19 protein-coding genes and 1 pseudogene are annotated in these 22,439 nt (G+C 61.9%); 11 read left to right on the top strand and 9 right to left on the bottom strand.

Going from position 1 to position 22,439, the window contains the following annotated elements:
- The first annotated feature begins 1 nt into the window (after window position 1).
- A complete protein-coding gene (gene moaE, locus L9B60_RS06545) occupies window positions 2–454 on the top strand; it encodes a molybdopterin synthase catalytic subunit MoaE (protein WP_249677394.1) in 453 nt (150 codons plus the stop codon).
- Between the two features lie 113 nt (window positions 455–567).
- On the opposite strand, the gene rhlB is transcribed toward moaE, so the two are convergent.
- Entirely contained in the window at window positions 568–2,025 is a 1,458-nt protein-coding gene (rhlB, locus tag L9B60_RS06540; protein ID WP_249677391.1) for an ATP-dependent RNA helicase RhlB, read from the bottom strand.
- Window positions 2,026–2,142: 117 nt separating this feature from the next.
- Window positions 2,143–2,799, bottom strand: a complete 657-nt coding sequence (locus L9B60_RS06535; RefSeq protein WP_249677389.1) for an alpha/beta hydrolase — start codon at window positions 2,797–2,799, stop codon at window positions 2,143–2,145.
- 480 nt (window positions 2,800–3,279) lie between these two features.
- Here L9B60_RS06535 and L9B60_RS06530 point away from each other — a divergent pair, with 480 nt between their 5' ends.
- The 7 genes and pseudogenes from L9B60_RS06530 to L9B60_RS06500 all read left to right on the top strand — a co-directional run bounded on the left by L9B60_RS06530 (window position 3,280) and on the right by L9B60_RS06500 (window position 10,183).
- Window positions 3,280–4,308: an amino acid ABC transporter substrate-binding protein gene (locus L9B60_RS06530; protein ID WP_249677386.1), complete on the top strand. Its 1,029-nt coding sequence runs from the start codon at window positions 3,280–3,282 to the stop codon at window positions 4,306–4,308.
- A 68-nt stretch (window positions 4,309–4,376) separates the two neighbouring features.
- Window positions 4,377–5,555 (top strand): amino acid ABC transporter permease, encoded by a 1,179-nt coding sequence (locus tag L9B60_RS06525; protein WP_249677384.1) that lies wholly within the window; start codon window positions 4,377–4,379, stop codon window positions 5,553–5,555.
- A 10-nt stretch (window positions 5,556–5,565) separates the two neighbouring features.
- A complete protein-coding gene (locus tag L9B60_RS06520; protein WP_249677383.1) occupies window positions 5,566–6,663 on the top strand; it encodes an amino acid ABC transporter permease in 1,098 nt (365 codons plus the stop codon).
- Window positions 6,664–6,673: 10 nt separating this feature from the next.
- Entirely contained in the window at window positions 6,674–7,438 is a 765-nt protein-coding gene (locus L9B60_RS06515) for an amino acid ABC transporter ATP-binding protein (RefSeq protein WP_249677381.1), read from the top strand.
- 280 nt (window positions 7,439–7,718) lie between these two features.
- Window positions 7,719–8,376 (top strand): annotated as a pseudogene (locus L9B60_RS06510) (FadR/GntR family transcriptional regulator).
- A gap of 21 nt (window positions 8,377–8,397) precedes the next feature.
- Window positions 8,398–9,615: a CynX/NimT family MFS transporter gene (locus L9B60_RS06505; RefSeq protein ID WP_249677378.1), complete on the top strand. Its 1,218-nt coding sequence runs from the start codon at window positions 8,398–8,400 to the stop codon at window positions 9,613–9,615.
- Between the two features lie 91 nt (window positions 9,616–9,706).
- The gene (locus tag L9B60_RS06500) at window positions 9,707–10,183 is read left to right on the top strand and encodes a nuclear transport factor 2 family protein (protein WP_249677376.1); all 477 of its coding nucleotides are present in this window, start codon (window positions 9,707–9,709) and stop codon (window positions 10,181–10,183) included.
- Here L9B60_RS06500 and L9B60_RS06495 read toward each other — a convergent pair.
- The gene (locus tag L9B60_RS06495) at window positions 10,180–11,073 is read right to left on the bottom strand and encodes a hypothetical protein (RefSeq protein WP_249677374.1); all 894 of its coding nucleotides are present in this window, start codon (window positions 11,071–11,073) and stop codon (window positions 10,180–10,182) included. The two genes, L9B60_RS06500 and L9B60_RS06495, sit on opposite strands and share 4 nt — an antisense overlap.
- 186 nt (window positions 11,074–11,259) lie before the next feature.
- On the opposite strand from L9B60_RS06495, the gene L9B60_RS06490 reads away from it, so the two are divergent.
- Together L9B60_RS06490 and L9B60_RS06485 are read left to right on the top strand one after the other, a co-directional pair.
- On the top strand, window positions 11,260–11,565 hold the full coding sequence (locus L9B60_RS06490) for a GIY-YIG nuclease family protein (protein ID WP_249677373.1): 306 nt from the start codon (window positions 11,260–11,262) through the stop codon (window positions 11,563–11,565).
- 65 nt (window positions 11,566–11,630) lie between these two features.
- A complete protein-coding gene (locus L9B60_RS06485; protein WP_249677370.1) occupies window positions 11,631–12,566 on the top strand; it encodes a glutathione S-transferase family protein in 936 nt (311 codons plus the stop codon).
- A gap of 67 nt (window positions 12,567–12,633) precedes the next feature.
- Here the strand turns inward: L9B60_RS06485 and L9B60_RS06480 are convergent, their stop codons facing one another.
- Together L9B60_RS06480 and yejK are read right to left on the bottom strand one after the other, a co-directional pair.
- On the bottom strand, window positions 12,634–12,993 hold the full coding sequence (locus L9B60_RS06480) for a glutaredoxin family protein (RefSeq protein ID WP_249677368.1): 360 nt from the start codon (window positions 12,991–12,993) through the stop codon (window positions 12,634–12,636).
- A 4-nt stretch (window positions 12,994–12,997) separates the two neighbouring features.
- Window positions 12,998–14,005, bottom strand: a complete 1,008-nt coding sequence (gene yejK / locus L9B60_RS06475) for a nucleoid-associated protein YejK (RefSeq protein WP_249677367.1) — start codon at window positions 14,003–14,005, stop codon at window positions 12,998–13,000.
- Between the two features lie 398 nt (window positions 14,006–14,403).
- On the opposite strand from yejK, the gene L9B60_RS06470 reads away from it, so the two are divergent.
- Complete coding sequence (locus L9B60_RS06470) at window positions 14,404–14,685, top strand: HU family DNA-binding protein (RefSeq protein ID WP_009398256.1); 282 nt, start codon at window positions 14,404–14,406, stop codon at window positions 14,683–14,685.
- 66 nt (window positions 14,686–14,751) lie between these two features.
- Here L9B60_RS06470 and rlmF read toward each other — a convergent pair whose 3' ends face one another.
- The 4 genes from rlmF to L9B60_RS06450 all read right to left on the bottom strand — a co-directional run bounded on the left by rlmF (window position 14,752) and on the right by L9B60_RS06450 (window position 22,439).
- Window positions 14,752–15,666 (bottom strand): 23S rRNA (adenine(1618)-N(6))-methyltransferase RlmF, encoded by a 915-nt coding sequence (gene rlmF / locus L9B60_RS06465; protein WP_249677365.1) that lies wholly within the window; start codon window positions 15,664–15,666, stop codon window positions 14,752–14,754.
- Window positions 15,667–15,795: 129 nt separating this feature from the next.
- A complete protein-coding gene (locus L9B60_RS06460) occupies window positions 15,796–18,642 on the bottom strand; it encodes a valine--tRNA ligase (RefSeq protein ID WP_249677363.1) in 2,847 nt (948 codons plus the stop codon).
- A 166-nt stretch (window positions 18,643–18,808) separates the two neighbouring features.
- Window positions 18,809–20,275, bottom strand: a complete 1,467-nt coding sequence (locus L9B60_RS06455; RefSeq protein WP_249677361.1) for an efflux transporter outer membrane subunit — start codon at window positions 20,273–20,275, stop codon at window positions 18,809–18,811.
- 10 nt (window positions 20,276–20,285) lie between these two features.
- Window positions 20,286–22,439, bottom strand: a complete 2,154-nt coding sequence (locus L9B60_RS06450) for a glycosyltransferase (RefSeq protein WP_249677359.1) — start codon at window positions 22,437–22,439, stop codon at window positions 20,286–20,288.

Here is a 22,439-nt window from a genome sequence, read left to right as displayed (position 1 = left end):
CATGAGCGTTCGCGTGCAGTCCAGCCCGTTTGACCCAGGCGTCGAGGTCAACGCCATGCATGCCGCCAACGTAGGTGTTGGCGCGGTGGTGAGCTTTGTCGGTTATGTGCGTGACTTCAATGACGGCCTGGAAGTGGCCGGGATGTTCCTGGAGCACTATCCGGGCATGACCGAGAAAGCATTGGCCAAGATCGTGCTGGAGGCCGAGCAGCGCTGGCCCTTGCTCAAGGTCCAAGTGTTGCATCGCATCGGCGCTTTGGAGCCGGGCGAGCCGATCGTGTTTGTCGGCATCGCCAGCGCTCATCGCCAGGCTGCTTTCGATGCCTGCAACTTCGTGATGGACTACCTCAAGACCCGGGCGCCGTTCTGGAAGAAGGAAAGCACCGAGCAGGGTGCGCGCTGGGTAGAAGGCAAGGACAGCGACAACGCGGCGGCGGACCGCTGGGGTATCTGAAGAGGCCGGAAAGCCCGGGCCTGGCGCAACACGGTAGGAGCGGATTTATCCGCGAAAAAAAACGCCGCGGTTTGCCTGACACACCGCAGCGTTCTTTTCGCGGATCAATCCGCTTAGGTGCGCTTGCGCTCAACCGGCCTGAGCAGCTCGGTCGGCGGCATTTCGCAGCTGATCTTGCGGCCCAGCAGGGCCTCGATCGATGGCAACTGATAGGAGTCGTCTTCGCCGGCGAAGCTGATCGACACACCGCTCATGCCCGCCCGGCCGGTACGGCCAATGCGGTGCACGTAGTCGTCCGGGTCTTCCGGCAGGGTAAAGTTGATCACGTGGCTGATGCCGTCGATGTGGATGCCACGCCCGGCCACGTCGGTGGCCACCAGCACGCGGATCTTGCCTTCGCGAAAGCCTTCCAGGGTTTTGATGCGCTTGTGCTGCGGCACGTCGCCCGACAGCTGCGCGGCGTTCACGCCATCGCGCACCAGGCGCTCCTCGATGCGGCGCACTTCGTCCTTGCGGTTGGCAAATACCATCACCCGCTCCCAACCGTTGTCAGTGACCAGGTTGTACAGCAGCTTGTACTTGTCGCTGCCGGCCACCGCGTACACGTGTTGCTCGACGGTTTCGCTGGCGACGTTTTCAGGCTCGATCTCGACGATGGCCGGGTCCGTGGTCCATTGCTTGGCCAGGTTCATCACGTCTTCGGTGAAGGTGGCCGAGAACAGCAGGGTCTGGCGCTCGTTTTTCGGTGGGGTCTGGCGAATGATCTGGCGTACTTGTGGGATGAAGCCCATGTCGAGCATGCGGTCGGCTTCGTCCAGCACCATCACCTCGACCATGTCCAAGTGCACTTCGCCGCGCTGGTTGAAGTCCAGCAGGCGGCCAGGGGTGGCGACCAGGATGTCGCAATGGCGGGCTTCGAGTTGCTTGAGCTGCTTGTCGAAGTCCATGCCGCCAACGAACGTCATGACGTTCAGGCCGGTGTACTTGGTCAGCGCCGCGGCATCCTTGGCGATCTGCACCACCAGCTCGCGGGTGGGGGCGATGATCAGTGCGCGCGGCTCGCCCATGTAGCGCTCTTTGGGCGCCGGGGTCTGCTGCAACTGGGTGATGATCGAGATCAGGAATGCGGCAGTTTTGCCAGTACCGGTCTGGGCGCGACCGATGGCGTCGCGGCCCTTGATGGTGAAACCCATGACCTGCGCCTGGATCGGCGTGCAATAAGGAAAGCCCAGGTCATGAATGGCGTGCATCAGTTCGGGCGACAGCGGGAAATCATGGAAGCGGGTCTTGCCTTCCTGGGGCGCTACGGCGAAATCTTCCAGCTTCCACAGAACGGCGGCAGGCTTGGGCTTGCGCTCGGTGGGCTTGGGTTTGGTCGAGTGCTGCACCGCTTGCGGCTCTGCAGCAGGCGCCTGAGGCTCGGGCTCCAGGGCTCTGGGCTGCGTGTGTGGGGCAGGCTGGGCAGGTTCTGCCGCGCTGACGGGGATAGCGCGAGGTGCAGGGGCGCCGGCAACGAGCTGCTCAGCCTCGCTTTTACCGAACATTTTCTTGAGTGCTTTGAGCACGGTCATCTCATTAATTGATTAAGGAATGTACGCCGGGCAGTGTAATGCAAGAATCGGGCGCGGCGTAGTGTCTGGCGGCGGACGCTACAGGAAGTTTGCCTGCAGCGCCCGTTTTGTACCGATTTAGACGAGTTTTTCGCTTAACCACACGCCAATGTCATGGATCTCTTGGGGTAACACTTCGTGGCCCATCGGGTACTCCTGCCAGGTAACGGTTACGCCCCAACCCTTCAAGTACTCAAAAGCGCTGCGGCCCATGGCGTTGAACACCACTTCGTCATGGTTGCCATGCAGGCACAGCACCGGCGTGCGCGCCTGGCTGGCTTTCACTACTACCTCATCGCTGAATGTCGGGGCGTAGGTGGACAGCGCCAATACGCCGCCCAGCGGGCCTTCGTAGCGCAAAAAGGCGGTGTGGTACACCACGGCGCCACCTTGGGAAAAGCCGGCGATAAAGATGCGCGAACCGTCGATGCCCTTGGCCCGTTCGGCCTCGATCAAGTCGATGACCAGGTCTGCCGACTGCTCCAGTTGCGCTTGGTCTATGGCCCGCGCCGGGGTCATGGCCTTGATGTCATACCAGCTCGGCATCTCATAGCCACCATTGATGGTGACGGCGCGGGTTGGCGCCTGGGGCAGCACGAAGCGGGTGGTGTGCAGGCTTTGCTGCAGGGCCTCGGCCACGGGCATGAAATCGTAGCGGTCGGCGCCCAGGCCGTGCAGCCAGATCACGCAGGCGTCGGCAGGCTTGTTGGGCTCAAGAATCAGGGGGTTGCTCATGGCTGCTCCAAAGAAGTGCGCACGCTCTCATAGAGTGCAATTTAAAAGGGCGTGAAAGGTGGATCACTGAAGAAGATGTCGCAAGGGTACAAGTTTCCCTATTGACGTGCACTGAAACGCTTCCGCAAAGCACTGTGGTACGGGCTTTGCTACAGGAGATGGCAAGCGAGTGCCTTTCTTCAAGCGGTAACACTATCAGGCTGTTATCAGGCGAGGCAGAGGAGAAATCCCGTTTGGGCATTTCACAATAAATTCGCCGATCAACGGGGGGGACAGAAGCGGGCATGACATCGCTTTACCCCTCCCGGTCGATCAAGGAGTCGCGAGCTCAACAGTGCCTTGGTAAGGCCTGGCGGTTCGCAAAAAACTAATAGTCCTGACCCGCTCGACCCAAAAAAAAGCCAGCACGGGTCGCAGTTGCCTCATAAGGGTGCGGCAGGACGAACGCTCGAACACAACAAGAGCACATTGGAGGTTTGAATGAAGATGCTGAAATCCACCCTCGCCGTACTGACTGCCGCTACCGTTCTCGGTGTCAGCAGCTTCGTGCAGGCAGGGACCACGCTGGACGCCATTCAGAAGAAAGGCTTCATCCAGTGCGGCGTCAGTGATGGCTTGCCTGGCTTCTCCGTTCCGGACGCCTCGGGCACCATCAAGGGGATCGACGCCGACGTCTGCCGCGCCGTAGCCGCAGCAGTGTTTGGTGATGCGAAAAAGGTCAAGTTCAGCCAGCTCAATGCCAAGGAGCGCTTCACCGCGCTGCAGTCCGGCGAGATCGACGTACTGTCGCGTAACACCACCTGGACCAGCTCGCGTGACGCTGGCATGGGCCTGATGTTCACCGGCGTCACTTACTACGACGGCGTTGGCTTCCTGGTCAACAAAAAGCTGGGCGTTAAAAGTGCCAAGGAACTGGACGGTGCAACCATCTGCATCCAGGCCGGTACCACCACCGAGCTGAACGTTTCCGACTACTTCCGTGGCAATGGCCTGAAGTACACCCCGATCACGTTCGACACCTCCGACGAAAGCGCCAAGTCGCTGGAAAGCGGCCGTTGCGACGTGCTGACCTCCGATAAATCGCAGCTTTACGCACAGCGCTCCAAGCTGGCCAACCCAGGCGACTACGTGGTACTGCCGGAAACCATCTCCAAGGAGCCCCTGGGCCCGGTCGTGCGTAAAGGCGACGAAGAGTGGTTCAGCATCGTCAAGTGGACCCTGTTCGCCATGCTCAACGCCGAAGAAGCTGGCGTGACGTCGAAAAACGTCGAAGAAGAAGCCAAGTCCACCAAGAACCCGGACGTCGCCCGTCTGCTGGGTGGCGACGGTGAATATGGCAAGGACCTGAAACTGCCGAAGGACTGGGTAGTGCAGATCGTCAAGCAAGTCGGTAACTACGGCGAAGTGTTCGAGAAAAACCTCGGCAAAGGCACTCCGTTGGCGATCGACCGTGGCTTGAACGCTCTGTGGAATAACGGCGGCATCCAGTACGCACCTCCAGTGCGCTGATTGGCCCCCCGCACCTGGCAGCGGCCGCTGCCAGGTGCTGTTTCACTCCCTTTCCTCCGGGGCATTCCATGCAAAAACAAATCGGCGCACCCAAGGGTTTCTCCCTGACCGATCCACGTGTGCGTGCGTGGCTATTTCAGATCATCACGATTGTGGCGGTGGTCTCGCTGGGCTGGTTTCTGTTTCACAACACCCAGACCAACCTGCAACACCGCGGCATCACCTCCGGCTTCGACTTCCTGGAACGCAGCGCCGGCTTCGGCATCGCCCAGCACCTGATCGACTACACCGAATCGGACAGCTATGCCCGGGTGTTCGTCATCGGCCTGTTGAACACGCTGCTGGTGACGGTCATCGGCATTGTCTTGGCGACTTTGCTGGGCTTCATCATCGGTGTGGCCCGCCTGTCACCCAACTGGATGATCAGCAAGCTGGCAACCGTCTACGTCGAGGTCTTCCGTAACATCCCGCCGTTGCTGCAAATCCTGTTCTGGTATTTCGCAGTGTTCCTGACCATGCCGGGCCCACGGGCCAGCCATAACCTGTGGGACACCTTTTACGTCAGCAGCCGTGGCCTGAACATGCCGGCCGCCATTGCCGCCGACGGTTTCTGGCCGTTCTGGGTAGCCGTGGCCATCGCCATCGGTGCGATCGTGCTGATGGCGCGCTGGGCGAACAAGCGCTTCGAGGCAACCGGCGTACCGTTCCACAAGTTCTGGGCGGGCCTGGCGCTGCTGCTGATCATCCCTGCACTGGACGTGTTGGTGTTCGGCAGCCCGGTGCATTGGGAAATGCCCGAGCTGCGCGGCTTCAACTTCGTCGGCGGCTGGGTATTGATCCCTGAACTGCTGGCCCTGACCCTGGCACTGACCGTGTACACCGCGGCGTTCATCGCCGAGATCGTGCGCTCGGGCATCAAGTCGGTGACCCACGGCCAAACTGAAGCGGCACGTTCCCTGGGCCTGCGCCCTGGGCCAACGCTGCGCAAGGTGATCATCCCGCAAGCCCTGCGCGTGATCATCCCGCCGCTGACCAGCCAATACCTGAACCTGGCGAAGAACTCCTCGCTGGCGGCCGGTATCGGTTACCCGGAAATGGTTTCGCTGTTTGCCGGCACGGTGCTCAACCAGACCGGCCAGGCGATTGAAGTCATTGCCATCACCATGAGCGTCTACCTGGCCATCAGCATCAGCATTTCGCTGTTGATGAACTGGTACAACAAGCGCATTGCGCTGATCGAGCGGTGAGGATACGCACATGACCACTCATATCTTCAAACCCGACATGGCACCGCCAAAGCGCGTCTTTGGCCCGGTGGCGTGGATGCGCAACAACCTGTTCTCCAGTTGGCTGAACACCTTGCTGACGCTGTTTGCCTTCTACCTGATCTGGCTGATCGTGCCGCCGCTGCTGCACTGGGCGATCTTCGATGCCAACTGGGTAGGCACCACCCGTGCCGACTGCACCAAGTCTGGCGCTTGCTGGGTGTTCATCGAGCAGCGCTTTGGCCAGTTCATGTATGGCTACTACCCGCGTGAACTGCGCTGGCGCGTAGACCTGACCGTGTGGCTGGCGGTGATCGGGGTGGCGCCGTTGTTCATCTCCCGCTTTCAGCGCAAGGCCGTCTATGGCCTGAGCTTCTTGGTGATCTACCCGATCGTGGCCTACACCCTGCTGCACGGTGGCTACCTGGGCTTGGAAAACGTGGCCACCAGCCAATGGGGCGGCCTGATGCTGACCTTGGTCATCGCCACGGTCGGCATCGCCGGCGCCTTGCCGCTGGGCATTCTGCTGGCCCTGGGCCGGCGCTCGAAGATGCCGGCGGTGAAGGTGGTGTGCGTGACCTTCATCGAGTTCTGGCGCGGCGTGCCGTTGATCACCGTGCTGTTCATGTCCTCGGTGATGCTGCCGCTGTTCCTGCCAGAAGGCATGAGCTTCGACAAGTTGCTGCGGGCACTGATCGGCGTCATCCTGTTCCAGTCGGCCTACGTGGCCGAGGTGGTGCGCGGTGGCCTGCAAGCCATCCCGAAAGGGCAGTATGAAGCGGCCGCGGCGATGGGCCTGGGCTACTGGCGGTCGATGGGCCTGGTGATTTTGCCGCAAGCGCTGAAGCTGGTGATCCCCGGTATCGTCAACACCTTCATTGCGCTGTTCAAGGACACGAGCCTGGTGATCATCATCGGCTTGTTCGACTTGCTCAACAGCGTCAAGCAGGCGTCGGCCGACCCGACTTGGCTAGGCATGGCCACCGAGGGCTACGTGTTCGCGGCCCTGGTGTTCTGGATTTTCTGTTTCAGTATGTCCCGCTACAGCGTGCACCTTGAGCACAAGCTGGATACTGGCCACAAGCGTTAGGAGTTTTTTCATGAGTGAAGCGATCAAACAGCCTGTGGGTGCCGAAGGCATTATCCAGATGCAGGGCGTGAACAAGTGGTACGGCCAGTTCCACGTGCTCAAGGACATCAACCTGAACGTGCGTCAGGGCGAGCGTATCGTGCTGTGCGGGCCTTCGGGCTCGGGCAAGTCGACCACCATCCGTTGCCTCAACCGCCTGGAAGAACACCAGCAGGGCCGCATCGTGGTGGACGGCGTGGAACTGACCAACGACCTCAAGCAGATCGAAGCGATCCGCCGTGAAGTGGGCATGGTGTTCCAGCACTTCAACCTGTTCCCGCACCTGACCATTTTGCAAAACTGCACGTTGGCACCAATGTGGGTACGCAAGATGCCCAAGCGTCAGGCCGAGGAAATCGCCATGCATTACCTGGAGCGCGTGCGCATCCCGGAGCAGGCGCACAAGTTCCCGGGGCAATTGTCCGGCGGCCAGCAGCAGCGCGTGGCGATTGCCCGCGCCTTGTGCATGAAGCCCAAGATCATGCTGTTCGACGAACCGACCTCGGCGCTGGACCCGGAAATGGTGAAGGAAGTACTCGACACCATGATCGGCCTGGCCGAAGACGGCATGACCATGCTCTGCGTGACCCACGAAATGGGCTTCGCCCGCACCGTGGCCAACCGGGTGATCTTCATGGACAAGGGTGAAATCGTCGAGCAGGCCGCGCCGAACGACTTCTTCGACAACCCGCAGAGCGATCGGACCAAGCTGTTCCTGAGCCAGATCCTGCATTGATGGCTTGAGCGTTTGATAAAAAACCCGGACTCGTTCCGGGTTTTTTTATGGTGCGCCATAAACCCGTGTAGGAGCGGATTCATCCGCGAAAAGGCCGCCGCGGTGCATCAGGCATACCGCGTCGGGGCTTTCGCGGATGAATCCGCTCCTACAAGGTGACGGGTATGCCTGTAGGAATCATCCGCGAACCGGATACCGCACATCCAAAGCTGTTTGCCATCGATGCCCTGCGACGTTAATCTGCACCGTCGTAATTCGTCCGATGATTGGATGTTAAGCCATGTCCACCCTGATCAAACGCTCCCTGGTCGACCAGGCCCTGGACCAACTGCGCGCGCGCATCAACTCCGGTGCCTGGGCCATTGGCCAACGCCTGCCCACCGAACCTGAGCTTGCCGCGCAGCTGGGCATCAGCCGCAACACCGTGCGCGAAGCCATGCGCGTGTTGGCCTTCAGCGGCCTGATCGAGATTCGCCAGGGCGATGGCAGTTACCTGCGCTTGAACGTCGATCCGTTCGACACCCTCAAGGCGCTGTCGGGTTGTTCGCTGGAACAGGCTCGGGAAACCCGGCGCATCATTGAGGTGCAGGCCATTGGCCTGGCTGCAGTGCGCCGTACCGACGAAGACCTGCAAGCGCTGCATGATGGCCTTGAACCACAGCGGCGAGCATTACCACGGCGACGTCGACCGCTACATCGAATGCGACCTGGTGTTTCACCGGCGCCTGGTGGACGCGGCCCATAACCCGACCCTGAGCGAGCTGTATCGCTTTTTTTCCGGGGTGATGGGCAGTGCGATCCTGCACGCGCTCAACCACACCCCGCGCAACCCCAGCGTTTTCCACAGCCACGGCGACTTGCTGGCGGCGGTGGAGGCGCGCGACCCGGAACGGGCCATGTCGATCTGCCAAGCGATTCTCGACTGCCCGGACCTTTGAACCCCTTAAAACGAGAAGCTCATGACCAGCGCTCAACACATCCCCACTTCACTTGAACCGGCCACCCGTGCGCGGCCGTGGTTGTTGCTGCTCGGCCTGGTGCTGGTGGCGCTGAACCTGCGCCCGGCGCTGTCGAGCATGGCGCCGCTGCTCGGCGAGGTGGCGCGCAGCCTGGGGTTGTCGTCGGCCCAGGCCGGCCTGCTGACCACGTTGCCAGTGCTCTGCCTAGGCCTGTTCGCCCCCCTGGCACCGCGCCTGGCACGGCGATTTGGCAGCGAACGGGTGGTGTTCGGCGTGTTGTTGTGCCTGGCGGCGGCGATTGCCCTGCGCAGCTCTCTGGGCGAGTTCGGGCTGTTTGCCGGCACGCTGCTGGCCGGCGCCAGCATCGGCATCATCGGCGTATTGCTGCCGGGTATCGTCAAGCGCGACTTTCCCAACCAGGCCGGCACCATGACCGGTGTCTACACCATGGCCCTGTGCCTGGGCGCGGCGCTGGCGGCGGGCAGCACGGTGCCGCTGGCGCAGAAGATGGGCGATAGTTGGTCGTTGGGTTTGGGCTTCTGGCTGCTGCCGGCGGTGATCGCGGCGTTGTTCTGGTTGCCGCAACTGAAGAATGGCAAGCACGCGGCGCACGCCTCCTACCGTGTACGCGGGCTGTTGCGTGATCGGCTGGCCTGGCAGGTGACGCTGTACATGGGGCTGCAATCGTCTTTGGCGTACATTGTGTTTGGCTGGCTGCCGTCGATCCTGATCGGCCGCGGCCTGTCGCCGGCCCAAGCCGGGCTGGTGATGTCTGGCTCGATCATCGTGCAACTGGTCAGTGCGTTGTCGACCCCATGGCTGGCCACCCGTGGTCGGGATCAGCGCCTGGCCATCGTCATCGTAATGTTACTCACCCTGGGTGGGCTGTTTGGTTGCCTGTATGCGCCGTTGAGCGGCCTGTGGGGCTGGGCGATCCTGCTGGGGTTGGGGCAGGGCGGGACGTTCTCGCTGGCCTTGACCCTGATTGTGCTGCGCTCCAGGGATTCGCACGTGGCCGCCAACCTGTCGAGCATGTCCCAAGGTATCGGCTACACCCTTGCTTCGCTGGGGCCTTTTGCCGTAGGCGTGGTGCACGAGTTGAGTGGTGGTTGGGGCGCGGTGGGCTGGATTTTCGGCCTGATCGGCGTGGCGGCGATTGTTGCGGGCCTGGGCGCTGGCCGTGCGCTGCACGTGCAGGTGGTCAGCGAAAAAGCCTGAAGCCGCCATTGCCGCCAGCCTTGCACCCACAGGGGTTCACACGTGGGGCTTTTACGCTAGGATGCCCTCACGACAACCTTGAGTGCATGCCATGAGCGACGCCAACAGCGCCCTGATCACCCGTTTCTACCAGGCTTTCCAGCGCCTGGACGCCGAGGCCATGACAGCCTGCTACACCGACGACGTAGTGTTCAGCGACCCGGCGTTCGGCACCTTGCGCGGGCGTGATGCGGGTGACATGTGGCGCATGTTGGCCTCGCGCGCCAAAGATTTTTCCCTGACCTTCGACGGCGTTCGCAGCGACGAGCGCAGTGGGGGCGCGCACTGGGTGGCGACCTACCTGTTCAGCCAGACCGGCAACATCGTGGTCAACGACATCCAGGCGCGCTTCGTGTTTCGCGACGGGCTGATGTGCGAGCACCATGACAGTTTCGATTTGTGGCGCTGGGCACGTCAGGCCCTGGGCACCAAAGGCCTGCTGCTGGGCTGGACGCCGTTGGTGCAAGGCAAGGTCCGGCAGCAGGCGCTCAAGGGGCTCAAGGCGTTTCAATCAAGCCCGCGAGCTTAAGGCTTTACCGCCTGGTCGTCGGCACGGTAAATGAACTGCGCGGTTCGGTTGCCTTGGGGCAGGGTGATTTCAATCACCGGGACAAACTTGCCGGTGCTCTTGTGCCAATCCTGTTGCACGCTGCGGGCATCGGCCAGGCCCTGTTGCCCGGTGATATGAAAGAACGACTGGATCGGCAATTGGCCTGAGTGCTCCTTGCTCCAGGTCTTGATCATGATTTCGTTCCAAGGGAACGGGCGGTCTTTCATCAATTGCATCACCTGTAGGGCCTGGTGAAAATTGTCGGCAGCCTTGGCGCCCTTTTCATCGCGTACATCGAAGGCACATTGCGTGGCATAGCGATAATCCGGGTTACCTTGCCAGCCGGTGTACTCGGGTTTTGGTGTGTTGTTGTAGTGGGCAATCCAGTCTTGCGCGCTGTTGATGCCCACCCTGTGGCACAGGGTTTCCTTCACTTGCGGGGTGAATGCGTTGTTGCCGCAACCATTTTTATCCCGCTCCCAACTGTCGCCATCGGTGGGATAGGCGCACAGCGTTTTGTACGGCTGGGTACCGCTGGGGCGGCGGTCGACCGGCGCCAGGGTAAAGCCGCTGCGGGCGCCTTCGGCCAACCGATCGATCTGCGCGTCGGCGCGCAAATACGAAAAGGACACCCCACCTTTTTGCACGGCATTGGGGCTTGGGTCCCAGGTGTGGTATTTGTCGGAGGGTTTGGTGGTGCGCAAGAAAATACCCGAGCACTTGAACGCGGCTGCGCCGTCGCAATGGCTGCGGGTGTCGTTGTATTGGGCCTGCATGGCTTGGGCGGTGTCCACGCCAAGGTCGGCGTGGGCGGCAGTGGCCAGTGACGCCGCCAGTAGCGACAATAGGCAAATATGAGCGGTTTTCATGATTGAAGCCTCATGGGTTGTTGGGCTTCCTAAACTATTTTCCTGCACACGCGCTGTATGTCGCCCGCATGGCTTGATGGCGGGGGTAAACGCTGACCTGGCCAAGTCATTGAGCAGCGGGGCACTGTAGGATGTGATGAGACGGGAAAAGCCTTCCCTTGCACGGTACCGATAGGTTTTAAACACGTGACTGAACAAGCAACTGCTGGCAAACCCTGGTTCGTCTACTTGGTACGCGCCGCCAATGGCGCGCTGTATTGCGGCATCAGCGACGACCCGCACAAACGCTTTGCCAAGCACCAGAGCGGCAAGGGCGCGCGCTTTTTCAGCTCCAGCCCAGCCATCGCCCTGGTGTACGTAGAGTGCTGGGCGGACAAAGGCGAGGCCCTTCGCCAGGAGCGATTGATCAAGCGCCTGCGCAAAAGCGCCAAGGAGCGGCTGGTCGCGTCATATGCGCCGATAACCGCGCTGGATGAGCCACTATCAGCCTGAGCCGGTAGGCCATTGGCAGCGCCGGGAGTAAGCTTGAGGTTTGTGCAACCTTGGCGGACTCATCGATGACCGAGCTGATCCTTCACCATTACCCCACCTCTCCTTTCGCCGAAAAGACCCGCCTGATGCTCGGCTTCAAGGGGCTGTCCTGGCGTTCCGTGCTGATCTCCCCGGTCATGCCCAAGCCGGACCTGGTGGCCTTGACCGGGGGCTATCGCAAGACCCCGGTACTGCAGGTGGGCGCGGACATTTACTGCGATACCGCGTTGATCGCCCGCCGTCTGGACCAAGAAAAATCCCTACCGGCGCTGTACCCCGAAAGCCAGGAAATGACCGTCGCCGCCTTTGCTGCCTGGGCCGATTCAGTGCTGTTCCAGCACGCCGTGAGCCTGGTGTTCCAGCCAGAGTCGGTGGCCGTGCGCTTCGCCCGCCTGACGCCGGAAGCGGTCAAGGCGTTTATCGCCGACCGTGCGCAGCTGTTCAGTGGTGGCAGCGCGACACGCTTGCCGCTGGAGCAAGCCAAGCACCAATGGCCCGCCTTCATGGCGCGCCTGGAACAGCAACTGCAGCGCGAGGAGGGCGACTACCTGTTCGGCGAACCTTCGGTGGCTGACTTTGCCGTCGCGCACCCCTTGTGGTTCCTCAAAGGCACCCCCGTGACGTCGCCCCTGGTGGATGCCTACCCAGCCGTGCATGCCTGGCTTGGGCGCGTGCTGGGCTTCGGGCATGGCGCCTACAGCGAGCTGACGGCTGAAGCGGCGCTGGACATTGCCCGCGATACGGCGCCTGCGGCGCTGCCCGATGAGCAGTTCGTAGACCCCAATGGGTTCAAGGCAGGCGACCGGGTAACGATTTGTGCCGTGGACTACGGGGTTGACCCGGTGGAGGGGGAGTTGCTGTTTGCCGGTGCCCAGCAGCTGATCCTGCGCCGTGAGGACCCACGGGCAGGCGTGGTGCACGTGCACTTCCCACGCCTGGGCTTCAAGATTTCGGCTGTCTGACCGCGCCGCGCGTGTCGCGGATAAATCCGCTTCCCAAGGAGCGGATTCATCCGCGAAGCAGGCGACACTATTTCGGCTGGTTCAACGCCGCCAGAATCGCCGCTTCATCGAACTGGCGCAACAACACCCCGTTCACATCCAGCATCGGAATGCCGCGCCCGCCCAATGCTTCGTAGGCGGCGCGGGCCTGGGCGTCTTTCTCGATGTCGAACTCCTGATACTTCACGCCTTGGCGGTCCAAGTACTGCCTGAAGTCCTTGCAGTAGCCACACCAGCCCGTCGAGTACAGTGTGACGTTCGCGGCGGCGAGGTGTTGCGCCGACACCGCCGAGCCTGGGTTGAAAAAGTGCTCGATCTTGCCCCATTGCTGGAACAGCACCACCACCGCCAGGATCGGCAAAAAACGCTTGAGGGTCCGGTTCAGCACCCCTTCAGTCCTTGCGGCGCTTGAGCTGGTCGGTGAGCTGCGTGGGCAGGCCCTTGATGATCAGGGTGCCGGCTTCTTCGTCGTATTCGATCTTGGAGCCCAGCAGGTGCGCCTCGAAGCTGATGGACAGGCCTTCGGCGCGGCCGGTGAAGCGGCGGAACTGGTTCAAGGTGCGTTTGTCTGCCGGGATCTCGGGCGACAGGCCGTAGTCCTTGTTGCGGATGTGATCGTAGAAGGCACGGGGGCGGTCTTCGTCGATCAGCCCGGAAAGCTCTTCCAGGCCCACCGGGTCGCCGTTCTTGGACTGGCTGGTGGCGTACTCGACCAGGGTCTGGGTTTTCTCGCGGGCAGCCTCTTCGGGCAGGTCTTCGCTTTCGACGAAGTCGCTGAAGGCCTTGAGCAACGTGCGGGTTTCGCCGGGGCCGTCGACACCTTCCTGGCAGCCGATGAAGTCGCGGAAGTACTCCGAGACCTTCTTGCCGTTCTTGCCCTTGATGAACGAGATGTACTGCTTGGAGTTCTTGTTGTTCTGCCACTCGGAAATATTGATGCGCGCAGCCAGGTGCAGTTGGCCCAGGTCCAGGTGGCGCGAGGGGGTCACGTCAAGCTCGGCGTTCACCGCCACGCCTTCGCTGTGGTGCAACAGGGCGATCGCCAGGTAGTCGGTCATGCCTTGCTGGTAGTGGGCGAACAGAATGTGGCCGCCGGTGGACAGGTTGGATTCTTCCATCAGCTTTTGCAGATGCTCGACGGCTACGCGGCTGAAGGCGGTGAAGTCCTTGCCCTCGTCCAGGTACTCCTTCAGCCAGCCACTGAACGGGTGCGCACCGGACTCGGCATGGAAAAACCCCCAGGCTTTGCCCTGTTTGGCGTTGTAGCTGTCGTTGAGGTCGGCCAGCAGGTTCTCGATGGCCGCCGACTCGGCAAGTTCAGAGTCGCGGGCGTGAAGCACTGCTGGGCTGCCGTCGGGTTTCTTGTCGATCAAATGGACGATGCAATGGCGGATCGGCATGGGCTTCTCGGCTGTTCGAATGGGCTGGCACGGAGCGGCGTGTGGTCGGCCCCGGCAAAGGCGCCAAGTGTAACGCAACTGGGGGTTTGGGCAGTGCACGAGTGCGTTTCAGGGCGTTTTTGATTAATTTTCAATCAAACCACCGATAAACCTGAACAAATGGGCAGGTTGTGGCGGATATTTCTCTGTCTGTGTGCTAGTTTTGCCCGGTCTTGCGCTCCAGAACGGCGCATAGCCCGCAGATAGCTGCCCGTCAGGTCGAACCAAACTCCGATTTGTGCATCTACATTCGCGATTGGCGTGGCTGTAGACCGATCGCCGGACCCAGGCGGGTCTGGCGCTATGACTGACGTTGCACTCTGCAATCCAAATGAATTTGATAGGGAAGGAACACCACCATGGCACTAACCAAAGACCAGCTGATCGCCGACATCGCCGAAGCTATCGACGCGCCTAAAACCACCGCGCGCAACGCTCTTGAGCAACTGGGCCAGATCGTTGCTGATCAACTGGAAAATGGCAGCGAAATCACTCTGCCAGGTATCGGCAAACTGAAAATCACCGAGCGTCCAGCTCGCACTGGCCGCAACCCTTCGACTGGCGCTGCCATCGAAATCGCTGCCAAGAAAGTCGTGAAATTCGTGCCAGCCAAAGTGCTGACCGACGCTGTTAACAAGTAATTGTAAGCAGACGTAAAAAAACCGTGCTTCGGGGCAACCCGGGCACGGTTTTTTATTGCCCGCGTTTTACCGCGCCTGGAACGTCCACGCCACGAATCGGCTTTGCTTCTGCCCCTGGCCCATCTCTACCACGCGGGTGGCCACGGCGCCGGCTTTTTTCAGCGCCGCTTGAATCGCCGGCAAATTGGATGCCTTGGACACCAGGGTACTGAACCAGCCCACCTGCTGCCCATACTGCGCGCTCTCGGCAATCAGTTGGCTGACAAAGCGGATTTCGCCGCCTTCGCACCACAACTCATTGCTCTGCCCGCCAAAGTTCAGCACCGGCAGCTTGCGCTTGGGGTCGGCCTTGCCCAGGGCGCGCCATTTGCGCGAGCTGCCCTTGGTGGCCTCTTCTATGGAAGCGTGGAAGGGCGGGTTGCATAAGGTCACGTCGAAGCGTTCGTCGGGCTGCAGCAGGCCGGTGAGGATGTGCTTGGGGTTGGCTTGTTGGCGCAGGCTGATGCCCTTGTTCAAGCCATTGGCTTGCACGATCGCCTTGGCCGAGGCCAACGCCACCGGGTCGATGTCCGAGCCCACGAACTGCCAGCGGTAGTCGCTGTGGCCCAGCAGCGGGTAGACGCAGTTGGCGCCTACGCCGATGTCCAGCGCACGCACCGAGGGGCCCCGAGGGACCTCGCCGCCGTTGCCTTCGGCCAGCAGGTCGGCCAGGCAATGGATGTAGTCGGCGCGCCCGGGAATGGGCGGGCACAGGTAGTTGGCCGGGATGTCCCAGTGGTGGATGCCGTACAACGCCTTGAGCAGCGCCCGGTTGAACACCTTGACCGCCGCCGGGTTGGCGAAGTCGATGCTTTGCTTGCCGTAGGGGTTGAGGATCACGAACTGGCCCAGTTCGGGGCTGCTTTTGATCAACTGGGCGAAGTCGTAACGGCCTTGGTGCCGGTTGCGCGGGTGAAAGGTGGGTTTGCTTGGGGCGGTCATGGCAATGTTCCGATTTTCCGTAGCCCTCTGTAGGAGCAGATTGATCCGCGAAAAAAACGCCGCGCAGTGTCAGACAGTGCGCGGCGTGATGTTCGCGGATCAATCCGCTCCCACGGGGAGCGGTGTGCGTTAGAGGCTGGCGATCCGCGCGTGTTGCTCGGCCAGCTTGCCCAGGGCCTGTTCGGCCTCGGCCAGCTTGGCGCGCTCCTTGTCGATGACCGCAGGCGGTGCCTTGTCGACGAAGGCGGCGTTGGACAGCTTGCCGCCTACCCGTTGCACTTCACCTTGCAGGCGCTGGATTTCCTTGTCCAGGCGCGCAAGTTCGGCGTCCTTGTCGATCAGGCCAGCCATCGGCACCAATACTTCCATCTCGCCGACCAAGGCGGTGGCCGACAGCGGCGCTTCGGCGCCAGCTGCCAATACGGTGATCGATTCCAGCTTGGCCAGTTTCTTCAGCAGGGCATCGTTTTCGCTCAGGCGGCGCTGGTCTTCGCTGCTCACGTTCTTGAGGAACAGTTGCAGGGGCTTGCCCGGGCCGATGTTCATTTCGCCACGGATGTTGCGCACGCCCAGCATCAGGCCCTTGAGCCATTCGATGTCGGCCTCGGCAGCCTCGTCGATGCGTGCCTCGTTGGCCACTGGCCAAGGTTGCAGCATGATGGTCTTGCCTTGCGCGCCCACCAGCGGCGCCAGGCGCTGCCAGATTTCTTCAGTGATGAACGGCATGAACGGATGCGCCAGGCGCATGGCCACTTCCAGCACGCGCACCAGGGTGCGACGGGTGCCACGCTGGCGCTCGACCGGCGCGTTCTCGTCCCACAGCACAGGCTTGGACAGCTCCAGGTACCAGTCGCAGTATTGGTTCCAGATGAACTCGTACAACGCCTGGGCAGCCAGGTCGAAACGGAACTGGTCCAGTTGGCGGGTCACTTCGGCTTCGGTGCGCTGCAGCTGGGAGATGATCCAGCGATCAGCCAGGGACAGTTCGTAGGCTTCGCCGTTCTGGCCGCAGTCTTCGCCCTTGTCCAGCACGTAGCGGGTGGCGTTCCAGATCTTGTTGCAGAAATTGCGATAGCCTTCGACGCGGCCCATGTCGAACTTGATGTCGCGGCCGGTGGACGCCAGCGAGCAGAAGGTGAAGCGCAGGGCGTCGGTGCCGTAGCTGGCGATGCCCTCGGCGAACTCTTCGCGGGTCTGCTTCTCGATCTTCTTGGCAAGCTTGGGCTGCATCAGGCCGTTGGTGCGCTTGTGCACCAGGTCTTCCAGCTCGATGCCGTCGATGATGTCCAGTGGGTCCAACACGTTGCCCTTGGACTTGGACATCTTCTGGCCCTGGCCGTCACGCACCAGACCATGCACGTACACGGTCTTGAACGGTACCTGCGGGGTGCCGTCCTCGTTTTTCACCAGGTGCATGGTCAGCATGATCATCCGGGCAACCCAGAAGAAAATGATGTCGAAACCGGTGACCAGCACGTCGGTGGAGTGGAATTTTTTCAGGAAGTCGGTTTGTTCCGGCCAGCCCAGTGTGCTGAAGGTCCACAGGCCCGAACTGAACCAGGTGTCGAGTACGTCGTTGTCCTGGTTAAGCACCACGTCTGCGCCCAGGCCGTGCTTGGCACGTACTTCGTCTTCGCTGCGGCCCACGTAGACCTTGCCCGATTCGTCATACCAGGCCGGGATGCGGTGGCCCCACCACAGTTGGCGGCTGATGCACCAATCCTGGATGTCGCGCATCCAGGAGAAGTACATGTTTTCGTACTGCTTGGGCACGAAGGCGATGCGGCCGTCTTCCACGGCGGCGATGGCCGGTTCTGCCAACGGCTTGGTGGACACGTACCACTGGTCGGTCAGCCACGGCTCGATGATCGTGCCCGAGCGGTCGCCCTTCGGCACTTTCAGGCCGTGGTCGTCGACGCTGACCAGAAGGCCTGCGGCATCGAAATCGGCAACGATCTGCTTGCGCGCTTCGAAGCGATCGAGGCCGGCGTACTTGGCCGGCAGCGAGCCGTCGATGCTCTCGTTCAGCGTGCCGTCCAGGTTGAATACCTGGCAGGCCAGCAGTACGGCGGCGTTCTTGTCGAAGATGTTCAGCAGCGGCAGGTTGTGGCGCTTGCCGACTTCGTAGTCGTTGAAATCGTGGGCCGGGGTGATTTTCACGCAGCCGGTGCCGAATTCAGGGTCGCAGTAGTCGTCGCCGATGATCGGGATGCGGCGGCCGACCAGGGGCAGTTCGACGAACTGGCCGATCAATGCCTTGTAGCGCTCGTCTTGCGGATTCACGGCCACGGCCGCGTCGCCCAGCATGGTTTCCGGGCGGGTGGTGGCGACGATCAGGTAGCCCAGGCCGTCAGCGGTTTTCGCGCCGTCTGCCAGTGGGTACTTGAGGTTCCACAGGAAGCCTTTTTCGTCATGGTTTTCCACTTCCAGGTCGGAAATGGCGGTGTGCAGCTTGGTGTCCCAGTTCACCAGGCGCTTGCCGCGGTAGATCAGGCCGTCTTCGTGCAGGCGCACGAAGGCTTCCTTGACCGCTTCCGACAGGCCGTCGTCCATGGTGAAGCGCTCGCGGCTCCAGTCCACGGACGAGCCCAGGCGACGGATCTGACGGCTGATGTTGCCGCCGGACTGGTCTTTCCATTCCCACACTTTTTCCAGAAACTTCTCACGACCCAGGTCGTGGCGGTTCTGGCCTTGAGCTTCCAGTTGGCGCTCCACCAGCATTTGCGTGGCAATGCCGGCGTGGTCGGTACCTGGCTGCCACAGGGTATTGCGACCCTGCATGCGGCGGAAACGGATCAGGGCGTCCATGATCGCGTTGTTGAAACCGTGACCCATGTGCAGGCTGCCGGTGACGTTCGGCGGCGGGATCATGATGGTGTACGAGTCACCCTCGCCTTGTGGGGCGAAGTAGTTCTCGGACTCCCAGGTCTGGTACCAGGAAGTTTCAATAGCGTGCGGCTGGTAGGTCTTATCCATGCGCGGCGGGACCCTATAGGCATTTATTCAGGAAAGCCGATAAGTATAACGGGGATGTCGCGCCGGGCGTAGAGCGAGCTGATGGCAGGGCGGATAAAATTTGCGCTGCCTGGTGTGCCGATCGGTGTACGAGCGGATTTATCCGCGAAAATCGCGCCGCGGTGTATCAAGGAGACCGCAGCGCGACCTTCGCGGCCAAATCAGCACCTGCACCGGGTGGCGTCCAGCCGCCACCCAAGGCCTTGTACAGGTTGACCTGGTTGACCTCCCGCGCCAGTTCCAGGGTCAGCCATTGCTGCTGGGCGCTGAACAACGAGCGCTGGGCGTCCATGGTGGAAAAGTAGCTGTCCAGCCCGGCCTCGAAGCGCAGGCGTGACTGGCGGTAAGCCTCTTGGTAGTCGGTGACCAGTTTTTTCTGAAAATCCACCTGGGTGATCATTTCCGAGCGGGCATTCAGCGCGTCTGCGGTCTCGCGAAAAGCGCTTTGCACGGTACCCTCGTAGGCGGCGGTGCGCTCGTCGAAGCGCGCGTGGCTGGCGTCGACCTGGGCGCGGCGGGCGCCCCCATCGAACAATGGCACGGAGCCGGCCAGGGCGATGGACCAGAACTGGGCCGGGCTACTGAGCAGGTTGGAGAAGGTGCCGCTCAGGGTGCCCAGGGCACCGGTCAGGGAAAACGTTGGGAAGTAAGCTGCGCGGGCGGCGCCAATGTCGGCGTTGGAGGCCCGCAGCAAGGCCTCGGCAGCCATGATGTCAGGGCGCCGCGCCACCAGGCTGGCGGGCAAGCCTGCGGGAACGTCGGCGGTCGCCAATTCCTTGCCCAGCTCGCCGGTGGGCAGCAGGGCATCGGGCACCGGTTGGCCGACCAGCACGCGCAGGGCATTGAGGTTCTGCGCCACCTGCATGTTGTAGGTATTCACTTGCACCGCCGCGGTGTTGGTCATGGCATCGCCCTGGTGCACGTCGATCCGCGCCGTGGAGCCCAGGTTGTAGCTGCTGCGCAACAACTGGCCGTATTTGTTCTGGGTGTCGTAGGTGTTTTTCGCCAGGGCCTGCAGGTTGAGGTTGGCCTTAAGGCTCAGCCAGGTGCTGGCCACCTCGCCGATCAGGGCCAGGCGGGCGGTCTGGTAGTCCGCTTCGGAGGCTTCGAACCGGGCACCGGCGGCATGTTTTTGCGCCCGCACGCGGCCAAAGAAGTCCAGCTCGTAGGAGGTGAACCCGGCCGTGCCCTGGAAGGTATTGGCGATAGCGCCGCTGCTGTCGCCGCCGCCCTGGGTGCGCACCAGGGGTGGGATTTTGCTGCGCCCCGCATACGTATCGATGCCGATGGTGGGGAACAGGTTGGCGCTGGCACCGGCGTAAGAGGCGCGTGACTCTTCGACACTGGCGGCAAACTGGCGCAGGCCGCGGTTGTTTTTCAGGGCCAGGTCGACCAGTTGGCGCAAGCGGTCATCGGTGATGAAACCGCGCCAGTCCTGATCGAAGGTCTGTTTGCTGCTGCAACAGCCAGCTGCCGCATTGGCGGGCCATTGCTGGTCGATGGGGGCGTCCGGTTGCTGGTAGGTGGGCTCCAGGGAGCAGCCGCCAACGATCAGAAAAGACGCCAGGCATGTCGTGGGAAAATAGCCGTTCATCATCTCACTCCTACAACCTTGGGCCGAACAGGGCACGGATCTGGGACACCAGCAGGGTCAGCAGGCCGCTTTTGTTCGAGGCCGCTGCAACGGGCATCGAAGCGCGAACCGGGCGACTGCCGAGCGGCCTGAAACGCGGGACGAAGTCACTGACCGGCCGCCGGGTACGCCGTGGTCGCAGCGGTTTGACGTATTTTTCGCCAAGCAAGGAGCGGCGCAGCAGGCTGTTGAAGGCCACGCCAGGGGCCGCCTGCCCGGCCACGTTAGGGCTGGCATCACTGAACAGCCGGCCTATCAGTTGGCGGCGCTGCGGTTCAGGCATATCGATGAACTGCAGGCCCATGTGGTCCTTGCCATGCATGCGCATGATCTCGGCGCCCACCCAGCCCACGCGGTTGATCCAGATTTGCCCGCGCAAGCCCGGTTTCAGCGAGTCGGCGACCGGACAGTAGAACGACGCGCCGGTGACCGAGATGTCCACCAAACGGCCGGGCAGGGTGCTGCCACCGAGCTTGAAACCGGCCGGCTTGTCGAACGGGAAGCGCTCCTCGCCATGCAATCGTGGGCGGTCTACACAGGCCACCAGGGTGGCGACGTTGTACACCAGTGCCACCACCGTCCAGCACAGGTTGAACACCATGTTGCCGTCAAAGGCGTTGGAGGTGGCCATGGCGGTGAAAGCGCCGATTTGCGAGAGCAGGGTCAGCAGCAAAAAGAAGCTGAAGAGTTTCCAGTGCACGGCTGTCTTGCTGCGGTCCAGGCCCTTGGCGGTGACTTTGAACGGTCGGCCGAAGGGCCGGATCATGGCGCTGGCGATGGTGGCCGTGACGGCCAGGGAGGCGACGATCTGCGTGACCTCGGTGAAGATCGGCAGCGTTCGCCGCGCGGTGACCCAGGTGCCGTAGCCCCAGAATGCGATCAGCGCCGGCATGCCGAAGGCCAGGAAGTCCATCGGGTTGGCGTAGAACCCGGCGATGCCGAAGTACCAGTAGAGCACCGGCGACACCAGCATCATCAGGATGAAGGGCTTGGAGAACCAGTGCAGCATGCCGTGCAGGTAATGCAGGCGGTCGTTGAGCGTGTAGCCTTTGCCGCGCAACGGGCCGTCTGGCAGCAGCGCGACCTGGATAGTCCCCAGGCACCAGCGCCCACGCTGGTTGATGTACTCGCTCAGGCCCTCGGCAGACAGGCCGATGGACAGTCGCTCGTTGAGCCAGCGGGTGACGTAGCCTTTTTGCAGCAGGCGGTAGGTGGTGTAGATGTCCTCGCACACAGAGCCCGTGGGAAAGCCGCCGATGTCCTCGATCAGGTCGCGTCGCACCACGAAGGAGGTGCCCACGCAGAACGCCGCGTCCCAGCCATCCTTGGCCGGTTGATACACGTCGAAGAACACCCGTTGTTCATCCACCCAGCAATTGGCCGAACCGAGATTATGCTGGATGGGGTCGGGGTTGTAATAAAACTGCGGGGTTTGCACCAGGCCCACTTTCGGGTCGTCGAACAGGCCCAGGGTGCGCAGCAGGATGGGCGTTTGTGGCGCGAAGTCGGCGTCCAGCACCAGGATGTACGGGGCATTGCTGCTGGCTGCGGAGTGGCGCAGGCCGTTGTTCAGGTTGCCGGCCTTGGCATGGGCATTGTCGGGGCGCCGGCAGTACTGCACGCCAAGCTCGGCGCAGTAGTCGCGCAGCCAGTCACGACGGGTGTCGTCGCACACCCAGAGGGTGAAGTTGGGGTAGTCGATGGCTTGCGCGGCAATGATGGTTTTTTCCAGCACCTCGATGCCTTCGTTGTAGGTGGCGATGAAGATATCCACGGCGGGCACGTCCTGGCCCGCGGCCCGCAGGCGTCGCTCACCCTGGTCGGCATCGGCCTTGTGGTCGGTACGGCAGAGCATCACGATGATCGAAAACAGCGTGTAGCTGATGGCCAACAGTTCGAAAAACAGAAAGGTGTAGGACCACACCGTGGCAAAGCCTGCGTGGGCGCTGGGCAACGTGTCGCGCACCCGCCACACCACGTAGTTGATCAGCAGCAGGGCAGTCATCAGGCCGAATGCGGCCCGGGCCAGCCATTGGTCGCGGTGGGTCAGGCAGCTGAACAGCACCACCATGGCCAAGGTCCACAGGTTGATCTGCAGCAGTTGCATCGAGTCCAGTGCGTGCAT

Source organism: Pseudomonas abieticivorans, from assembly GCF_023509015.1.
In the GTDB taxonomy this organism is placed as follows: domain Bacteria; phylum Pseudomonadota; class Gammaproteobacteria; order Pseudomonadales; family Pseudomonadaceae; genus Aquipseudomonas; species Aquipseudomonas abieticivorans.
Note: the sequence above shows the minus strand (reverse complement) of the source record. Positions and strands in the feature narration are given on the sequence as shown.